At 37.6% G+C, this 8,603-nt stretch carries 7 protein-coding genes, 1 tRNA gene and 2 pseudogenes; 9 read left to right on the forward strand and 1 reads right to left on the reverse strand.

The annotated features are described in order from the left end of the window. Positions 1 to 10 precede the first annotated feature (10 nt). From H5968_RS20205 to H5968_RS20225, 5 genes and pseudogenes are all read left to right on the forward strand, one after another. The gene (locus H5968_RS20205) at positions 11 to 1,099 is read left to right on the forward strand and encodes an FHA domain-containing protein (protein ID WP_255427205.1); all 1,089 of its coding nucleotides are present in this window, start codon (positions 11 to 13) and stop codon (positions 1,097 to 1,099) included. 90 nt (positions 1,100 to 1,189) lie between these two features. Then, positions 1,190 to 1,639, forward strand: coding sequence for a hypothetical protein (locus tag H5968_RS20210; RefSeq protein WP_187041396.1), 450 nt, complete (start codon positions 1,190 to 1,192; stop codon positions 1,637 to 1,639). 222 nt (positions 1,640 to 1,861) lie between these two features. Then, positions 1,862 to 2,242, forward strand: a complete 381-nt coding sequence (locus H5968_RS20215) for a YHS domain-containing (seleno)protein (protein ID WP_255427206.1) — start codon at positions 1,862 to 1,864, stop codon at positions 2,240 to 2,242. 515 nt (positions 2,243 to 2,757) lie between these two features. Beyond that, positions 2,758 to 2,979, forward strand: coding sequence for a hypothetical protein (locus H5968_RS20220; protein WP_187041397.1), 222 nt, complete (start codon positions 2,758 to 2,760; stop codon positions 2,977 to 2,979). A 209-nt stretch (positions 2,980 to 3,188) separates the two neighbouring features. Then, positions 3,189 to 3,593 (forward strand): annotated as a pseudogene (locus H5968_RS20225) (type II toxin-antitoxin system VapC family toxin). A 388-nt stretch (positions 3,594 to 3,981) separates the two neighbouring features. On the opposite strand, the pseudogene H5968_RS25860 reads toward H5968_RS20225, so the two are convergent. Next, positions 3,982 to 4,230 (reverse strand): annotated as a pseudogene (locus H5968_RS25860) (hypothetical protein); the annotation flags it as partial. A gap of 1,162 nt (positions 4,231 to 5,392) precedes the next feature. Here H5968_RS25860 and H5968_RS20235 point away from each other — a divergent pair. The 4 genes from H5968_RS20235 to H5968_RS20250 form a co-directional block, all read left to right on the forward strand. After that, positions 5,393 to 6,490 (forward strand): tocopherol cyclase family protein, encoded by a 1,098-nt coding sequence (locus tag H5968_RS20235; protein WP_187041393.1) that lies wholly within the window; start codon positions 5,393 to 5,395, stop codon positions 6,488 to 6,490. A gap of 34 nt (positions 6,491 to 6,524) precedes the next feature. Continuing rightward, positions 6,525 to 6,598 (forward strand) — tRNA-Arg (locus H5968_RS20240). 799 nt (positions 6,599 to 7,397) lie between these two features. Then, the gene (locus H5968_RS20245) at positions 7,398 to 7,928 is read left to right on the forward strand and encodes a YdcF family protein (protein WP_187041394.1); all 531 of its coding nucleotides are present in this window, start codon (positions 7,398 to 7,400) and stop codon (positions 7,926 to 7,928) included. Between the two features lie 68 nt (positions 7,929 to 7,996). Further along, positions 7,997 to 8,603: hypothetical protein (locus H5968_RS20250; protein ID WP_187041395.1), on the forward strand; the 607-nt coding region annotated here is incomplete at its 3' end.

Raw genomic sequence — 8,603 nt, forward strand, 5'->3', positions numbered from 1 at the left:
AATTGAAACCATGCAAATCAAACTGATTTCCGAAAATAAACTGACACAGGAGCAAGAAGAACAGGTTTTTAACCTGTCAGTAGCTATCGGACGAAAAATGACCCAACTTCCTGCGGTTATCAATGGTGAAACCGTTTCTCCTGTAGTTTTATTAGACTCTAATAGAGAAATTTCTCAGTTTCATGCTCAAATTACCTTAGAAAACAATCAGCTGTATATAGAAGACAAAAGTACCAATGGTACTAGAATCAACGGTCAAAAACTACTTAAAGAACGTCGGACGTTAAAAAGTGGGGATATACTGGGAATAGGTAATTACACTATTACCGTTATCCTCCAGAGCGATGACGATGCTACCATTGTATTTGAAAGTACGTCTGTATTTGAAAATACGTCCACAATTTTTAACCCCCAATCTGAGATTATTCCTGCATCTAGGGTGCAGAAATCACCAGATTCTCCATCAACTATCATCTTTAATCCTTATACAGATGCTTTAGAACAGCAAACTCCTAACGCTCTACCTAGTCAACCCGCAGGTTTTCCTTATAATTTCAAGTTTTGGAATGCAGAAAAAGTTTCCTTAGAAGCTATTCGTCGCAGTGGTGTTTTAGTCAGAGAAACAGAATATGTGGCCTGTGGGGGAGGAATGGGCAGTTTTGTTTGGGTGGATATGTTGAGAATTGCGGGAGTTAAACCAGAAAATATTAAAGTTTTGAGTGTTCAAGACAAACCTTATAAACGCTATGAAAGCCTACTGAGAAACTGTCAAATTCCCCGACATAAACGGATTCGTTCTGGTTCAGATTCCTGTCCTGATAATATTTGGGGGTGGCCAGGATATGCTTTAAGAGATGCTTGGAGATCCTTCTTTTCTGGACAAGTTGGTTCAGCTTTAAGATTTTTGTGGCAAGTTTTCGCCGAACCTGTTTATGCAGATACTTACACCCCTCGCGGTAAAGATGTATTTGGACTACAATATGCTGCCCATCGTTCTATCGAGGCTTTGGCGGCTGTAAAAGCTCCAGGAGTCCGCTATATTGAAGGAATTTATTCCCTTTGGCAATGGTTAAAATGGGCATTGAATCAAAAGCCTTAATTGCTTTCAAAAACCTTAATTTACATTATTTCTAACAACACTTATAACAGCATTTCTAACAACACTTCTAACCACACTTCTAACAACATTATGACTCCAACTTTATTCGGACGCTGGCAAACGCGAATTTTGTTATTAGCAACAGAGGGAATGTTAGTTTCCCTGCTTTTTTATCAAGGATATTTAGGCATTGCTTCCAACTTAGTTTACTTTTGGGTCGTCTTTTATGTAGGTTTATTTGGCATAGCTTGGGATATCCTATACGATTTTCTGCAAAAATATCTCTGGGACCACGACTGGCCAGGAATATTTCAACTTTATGCAGGAGTTATAGAAGGGGTATTTCTAGGTTTAATAATTGCCAATATCGGTTTACCTCATATTCCTAAAACCGAATTTCACCTAACCAGATTTATTTCACATTATGGTTTAGTGTGGTTAGCAGTTTACTTATCTGCTTGGGTAGTCATGCGGTTATTATTTCCCCGGTGGTGTTTTCGCGGTGGCGAATGGATAGGTAAATGGCCGAGAATTTCTTAGGGATTGATGATATATGAATGATCGGCACTTTCTCGCTTTCGTCACAAATTTCTAATACTGTCATCAAAAAAATAAACATTTCTATGAATCACCGGCACTTTCTCGCTTTTGTCACATCCTCAATATTCATAGTAGGATTAGCCTCTGGTTGTAGTTCTGATTCTACCAAGGCAACCCTAACTTCCAGCCTTCGCTAATGCCCCTTTAAAACTCGCTAGTAAAGTGTTTAATGTCCAAGACTCTTTTGTTTTAAAAGGTTTTGATGCCGTTGCTTATTTTCAACAAGGAAAAGCCATTCCAGGTAATAGTAATTTTACCCACAAATGGCAGGATGTAAATTGGCGATTTTCCACAGCCGAAAACCGTGACTTATTTATTAAAAATCCTGAAAAATATGCTCCTCAATATGGAGGATTTTGTGCTTGGGCTGTCAGTAGAGGATATACTGCACCTATTGATCCTAATGCCTGGAAAATTGTCAACGGTAAGCTGTACTTAAATGTTAATTTAGACACTCAAAAACGCTGGGAAAAAGACATTCCTGGAAATATTCAAAAAGGTGATCAAAATTGGCCTGGTATAGCCAAAAAACTTTGTCGTTAATGAGTATTTAGTCTTACTTTAGAACCCCGACTTCTTAAAGAAGTCGGGGTTCTGGGTATATTAGACCTCTCCAAAATATAATGTATTAATAATGTATTAATTTGTCATAAGTTGTAGGGGCGAAGCATTTGGGCGATAATTTAACGGAAAAATCAGACATCTATATATTCCAAATGCTTCGCCCTGCCCCCATAAATAGGTTCCATAATTTCTTTTCTGGAGATATCTATTGGGTATGTTATATATGTTGGGATCTTAAAATCTGATCATTAGGAAATGACATTCAAGACAGTCGCTACTTACTATTTTTGTTAGTTGAGCGAAAATTATCCTTCAAGTGAGTTACAAGCAGTAATAATTGAACGCAGATGGACGCAGATAAACGCAGATAATTTTGTACTTCATTAGACTGGGAAAGGCTATATCACCTATAACTACGATGTTCAATGTGGCAATTTAAAATATCTGATGTATAATTAGATATATCTTAGTAAAAATCACTCCATGTAATTGCTATGGAAACAATAACTTTAAGTTCTTATGTTGGTGAAGATGGAATATTACATTTAGATATTCCTGTAAATATTGTTAATACTGATTCAGAAGTGTTGAATGTTAAGATTTTGAGGATTTTGTCCAAGTTGTGCATTGGTATTGGTGATACCAAATTTGAGCAATTAATGACTCTATTCTCAATAGACAATGGATTTTACCTGGGTAAAACGAAAAGATTGTAAAGTTTTATTGCAGGATTCAACACTTGTGATACTGATTTAACTATTACTATTATTTTAAAACCTAGTGATGATTTTCAACAGGAAAATAAACCCAAAGGAAAAGGTTGGCCTGCTAATTTTTTTGACGAAACTTCAGGATGTTTAAAAGATACTCCTTTAACTATAGATTCTGAAGGTGTTTTTGATGATTTAGAGGAGTTTAAATTGTTATGAAATATTTGTTAGACACAAATGTATGTATTAAATATCTAAATGAGGATTTGATTATTCGCCGCAAGTTAGAAAATACTTACTTAGAAGATATTGCCGTTTGTTCAGTTGTCAAGTTAGAGTTATTTTATGGTGCAATGAGAAGTGATAATCCTGATCAAGTTTGGGAAAAAGTCAAGGGATTTTTATAAGTATTTATTTCTTTACCTTTAGATGATATTTCAGCTTTAAATGCTGGTAAAATTCGGGCGCAGTTAGCAAATCTTGGTACTCCCATTGGTTATAATGATTTATTAATTGCTTCTATTGCATTGTCTCATGATTTGATTTTGGTGACTCATAATACTAAGGAATTTGCCAGAGTTGAAGGTTGGAAAATAGAAGATTGGGAAATTGAAGCATAGAAATGTGAGTAATTTTTGGATAAATGTTTGATATAGATGTTGGGTTTCGTTACCTCAACCCAACCCAATACTGTTCGGTTAAGAGTTTTTGTAGGTTGGGTTAAGCGATAGCGCAACCCAACAAAAGCTTATAAATGTTGGGTTTCGTTCCTCAACCCAACCTACAGAATTTTATTTTTTGGGGTTAACCGAAAAGTATTGCAACCCAACCTACTTGATTCTTAGGGTATGTTAGCGATTAGTAACGCACAATAAAACTATAGAATGTTCTTATTTATTCCTGTGAGGGTTTGTTTACTTCTTCCATAGGAGTTAACATTGTGACAGCAATGGGATTTGATGAAATGGTTGATGAAATGGTTGATGTAGTTGGAGTTGATGGAGTTGGACTTGATGAAATTGGAGTTGATGGAGTTGGAGTTGATGGAGTTGATGCTTCTAAATGCGATGGTTCTGGTAATATTTCTGCTTGTACATCACTGAAATAAGAACCGACTATTTTATCGTAGTTGGAAACAACCGCTAAGAATGCTCCGCTTAAAATATAGATAGGTAATGGTAGAGATAATTGTTTCACCCAGTCAAAAAATTCTGCCAAAGCAAATAATACAAAGAAACAGGCAAGCCAAACCCTCATTTTTTCTTCCCCTGCACAGAAACAACTATATTTAACTATATTTAACTATATTTAACTATATTTTTAGATTAAACAGCTTGCATGATGATGCAAAATAGAATTATTAGACTTCTCCAGAAAAGAAATTATGGAACTTATTTATGGGGCAGGGTGAAGCTTATGGGATATCTAGATGTCTGATTTTTCCGTTAAATTATCGCCCATAAGCTTCGCCCCTACAACATAAGCTGTTATGCCTTTAACTTGAATAATTAATACAAGCAAGATGCTTGTGCTACTGTAACTTCAGGTTTTTTGATTATACAGTTTAGCTGCACATCAGCTTATTACAAATTAATAGATTCTATTGTGGAGAGGTCTATTGGGGATTTTGGGTAAAAATCGCAATGGTAGCGATCGCATCTAATAAATGAATCGTCACTGCTTTCTCAAAAATTCCGCTTTTTCAATCCTCTGACTTTAACCAAAGCGGTAATTGTCAATTCTTCATTGTTAATTGTCAATTATTGAAAGCTACCCAAACCATAAACCACCGTAAGTTGCGACAGAGAGACATCAGCAAATTACAGTGGTTTGTTTGTAACTAAATAATTCAAAAAAATGGGAAAATCCGAATTTACTACATCAACTAAGGTGGACCCGATTCGCAATCTACCAATCAGAATTGTGCATCCTTCATTCCAACTAGGCAGGTATTTTTGGCTATGGGTTTCAAAACCTCCAATTACAACTTGATGAAATCAAGGCTAAAACACTTGGAAGCCACAACCTAACCGTGATTGCGATGACATTAGAGCAGGAGGTACAGGCTCTAATTCAGTTGTTTTTGTTTGAACTTTTAACCTTTCTGTACCATGAAAATAATCTAGCATGAATTTTTGACTGTGTGTGATATATTTACTAAAGTTGATTTTCTGTAATATCTCGCAATAATTGTGAAATATTGCTTAAAATTTAGGGACTAGGGAATAGGAAACAAGGAACTTTGAAAAAGCGAATTTTTTATTTTTCCCCTTGCAAGGGAAGGGTTTAAACCGTATGGCTAACGCTCACGGCGGAAGCCTTGAATGAAAAAATTGTCAATTTTCAATTGTCAATTTTCAATTGATCAAGGTTTGCCCAACTTCGCAAAAATCAAATAGGATTTCTGTATACTGTATTCATGCTGATTATTCCCAAAAACTTCCTCAACTCAACCCAAACACCTCACAGCGGCTACCATTGGGACGGTACAAGTCGCCGTTTTTTTGAAGGTTGGTATTATCGCGTTACATTACCGGAAATTGGGCAAACCTTCGCTTTTATGTATTCCATCGAAGATCCTATTGGTGGGAAACCTGATAGCGGTGGTGCTGCTCAAGTCCTGGGTCCAGATGATGAATATTTGTGTCGCACATTTCCCGATGTCAACAAATTCTGGGCGAGTCAAGATGTGTTAGCTTTAGGACATTGGGGAAAAACAAACTTAAAAGTTTCTCCTCGCTATCTCCTACCCCGTGACTTTACACACCATATTCAAGAAGGTTATCAAGCTACAGCTACTTTAAATCAAGGCATAATCACCGATCCTGCTACGGGTAATTACTGCCGTTGGCAGTATGAAATTAAACCTGTTTATGCTTGGGGTAATCAAAATAGTATCCAGCAATCAACCGCTGGCTGGTTGTCTTTTTCACAGATTTTTGAACCAGGTTGGCAGATTTTAATGGCTCACGGTTTAGCTACTGGTTGGATCGATTGGAATGGTAAAATTTACGAATTTACCAACGCCCCAGCCTACGGGGAAAAAAATTGGGGTGGTGCGTTTCCTCAAAAATGGTTTTGGCTCAATTGTAATTGTTTTGACAACGAACCCGATTTAGCTTTAACTGCTGGTGGTGGCAGACGTGGTGTATTATGGTGGATGGAATCAGTAGCCATGATTGGTATCCATTATCAAGGGCAGTTTTATGAATTTGTTCCCTGGAACTCACAAGTAAGCTGGCAAATTCAGCCTTGGGGTAAATGGCAAATGCAAGCCAGAAATTCTCATTATGAGGTGGAATTAACAGGAACTACTGATTTACCAGGTACACCCCTACGCGCACCCACCAGCAATGGTTTAGCGATTTGTTGCCGGGATACGATGCAAGGTAAGCTAGACTTGACACTGCGAAAATTCAGTAGTTGTAAAACTCAAATTACTTTCAAAGCACAGAGTAATCTTTGTGGTTTAGAAATAGGTGGTGGTAGTTGGGATAATAGTTGGCACTCTGACTAAATCTACTGCTATCATTGTAGATGTTTGTTCATTTGGGGCTGTAGCTCAGTTGGATAGAGCGGTCGCCTCCTAAGCGACAGGCCGTGCGTTCAAGTCGCACCAGTCCCGTATATTTACATTAAACTACAAAGTTGAACAATTAATGGGTCTTAACCCCTATGATAAATTGTCTGATATAAGTTAGGATAGTGCATCGAAGAAAGCGATCCTATTTATATCGTGGATACATACTTTTATACATAGGGTTTGCTGAAAAAGTCTCTTCGTTAAGGCAGGGAATAGGGAATAGGGAATAGGCAAGAGTTTGGGTGATCTGTTAGTAACCAATTCTTTGAAATTTCACCCGGAAAATGCACGCTTTTAGGAGTATACCCCTGAAAAATCCTGCACTGATTTCCTGATTTTCCACCTGAAACCCTTGATTTATCAAGGTTTTGAGTTTATTCAGCAAGCCCTACATAAGCATCTACCAAAGCATCTAAGCTGTTGTGCCTTTAACTTGAATAATTAATACAAGCAAGATCCTTGTGCTACTGTAACTTCAGGTTTTTTAATTATACAGTTTAGCTGCACATCAGCTTACCAAGTTCTGATTTGGGTTTATTTTGCCCAAATTTCCTAATCTACAGCAGTTTTCATCTCTTTAGACCACAGTAAGGGCGAAGCATTCGGACAATTAATTATCGGTTTTTACCTAAGACTATCATCCGAATGCTGATGCTTCCAGCACGCTTCGCGAACGCCCCTACATTGTTGACGCGAAACCTAAATCAAAATGTGGTTTATTTACCTGAAAATAGCTGTAAATATTTTTGAGATAAAATTTTTTAGATAAAATTTTGATGTTCGCAAACACACTTACACAGCCTTGAAAAAGCTATTGTTTAAAGGTAAATCTTTGCGGTTTATGTCTTTTATCCTACCCCTGTTTATATGGTGGGGATACAAAGAAATACAAAATCAGTTTGTACATCCACAAGCAGTCTTAGTTTTGGGCGGTTCTACTAAACGTTTAGAAAGGGAGAAGTTTACCGCTGAATTTGCCAAAAAGCATCCCAATATACCAATATGGATTACTGGTGGTAGTCCACCTAGCTATACGAAAGAAATCTTTGTTAAAGCTGGAATTAATCCTAAGCGTTTATATTTAGATTATGAGGCTGTTGATACAGTTACTAATTTTACTACGTTGGTAGATGATTTGCAAGCAAGGGGTATCAAAAGCGTTTATTTAATTACTTCTGATTTTCATATGCGCCGTGCTTGTGTAATTGGTGAGATTGTTTTGGGTAGTCGAGGTATTGAATTTAAGGCGGTATCTGTTCCCTCAAAAACCGCACCAGAACCTATCGAAAAAGCTATCCGCGATGGAGTTAGAGCTATACTATGGCTAGTAACTGGTTATACAGGAGCAGAGCAAGCTCAAACTAAACCCTAACCTTTATTAATGAGGGCGTTCGCGAAGCGTGCTGGAAGCATCAGCATTCGGGCGATCAATTCTCAATTTTGACCACAGGTTATTTTCCTGTAAGGGTGAAGCATTCGGGCGATCAATTCTCAATTTTGATCACAGGTTATTTTCCTGTAAGGGCGAAGCATTCGGGCGATCAATTCTCAATTTTGATCACAGGTTATTTTCCTGTCAGGGTGAAGCATTCGGGCGATCAATTCTCAATTTTGATCACAGGTTATTTTCCTGTAAGGGCGAAGCATTCGGGCGATCAATTCTCAATTTTGATCACAGGTTATTTTCCTGTCAGGGCGAAGCATTCGGGCGATCAATTCTCAATTTTGATCACAGGTTATTTTCCTGTCAGGGCGAAGCATTCGGGCGATCAATTCTCAATTTTGATCACAGGTTATTTTCCTGTCAGGGCGAAGCATTCGGGCGATCAATTCTCAATTTTGATCACAGGTTATTTTCCTGTCAGGGCGAAGCATTCGGGCGATCAATTCTCAATTTTGATCACAGGTTATTTTCCTGTCAGGGCGAAGCATTCGGGCGATCAATTCTCAATTTTGATCACAGGTTATTTTCCTGTCAGGGCGAAGCATTCGGGCGATCAATTCTCAATTTTGATCACAGGTTATTTTCCTGTCAGGGCGAAGCATT

Origin of the sequence: Sphaerospermopsis sp. LEGE 00249, assembly GCF_014299995.1 — a bacterium.
Taxonomy (GTDB): Bacteria; Cyanobacteriota; Cyanobacteriia; order Cyanobacteriales; family Nostocaceae; genus Sphaerospermopsis; species Sphaerospermopsis kisseleviana.

What these genes read in the sequence shown, in the direction of transcription:
- H5968_RS20205 (WP_255427205.1), top strand. Translation starts at nt 11, where the DNA reads ATGCAAATCAAACTGATTTCCGAAAATAAACTGACACAGGAGCAAGAA.
- H5968_RS20210 (WP_187041396.1), top strand. Translation starts at nt 1,190, where the DNA reads ATGACTCCAACTTTATTCGGACGCTGGCAAACGCGAATTTTGTTATTA.
- H5968_RS20220 (WP_187041397.1), top strand. Translation starts at nt 2,758, where the DNA reads ATGGAAACAATAACTTTAAGTTCTTATGTTGGTGAAGATGGAATATTA.
- H5968_RS20235 (WP_187041393.1), top strand. Translation starts at nt 5,393, where the DNA reads ATGCTGATTATTCCCAAAAACTTCCTCAACTCAACCCAAACACCTCAC.
- H5968_RS20245 (WP_187041394.1), top strand. Translation starts at nt 7,398, where the DNA reads ATGTCTTTTATCCTACCCCTGTTTATATGGTGGGGATACAAAGAAATA.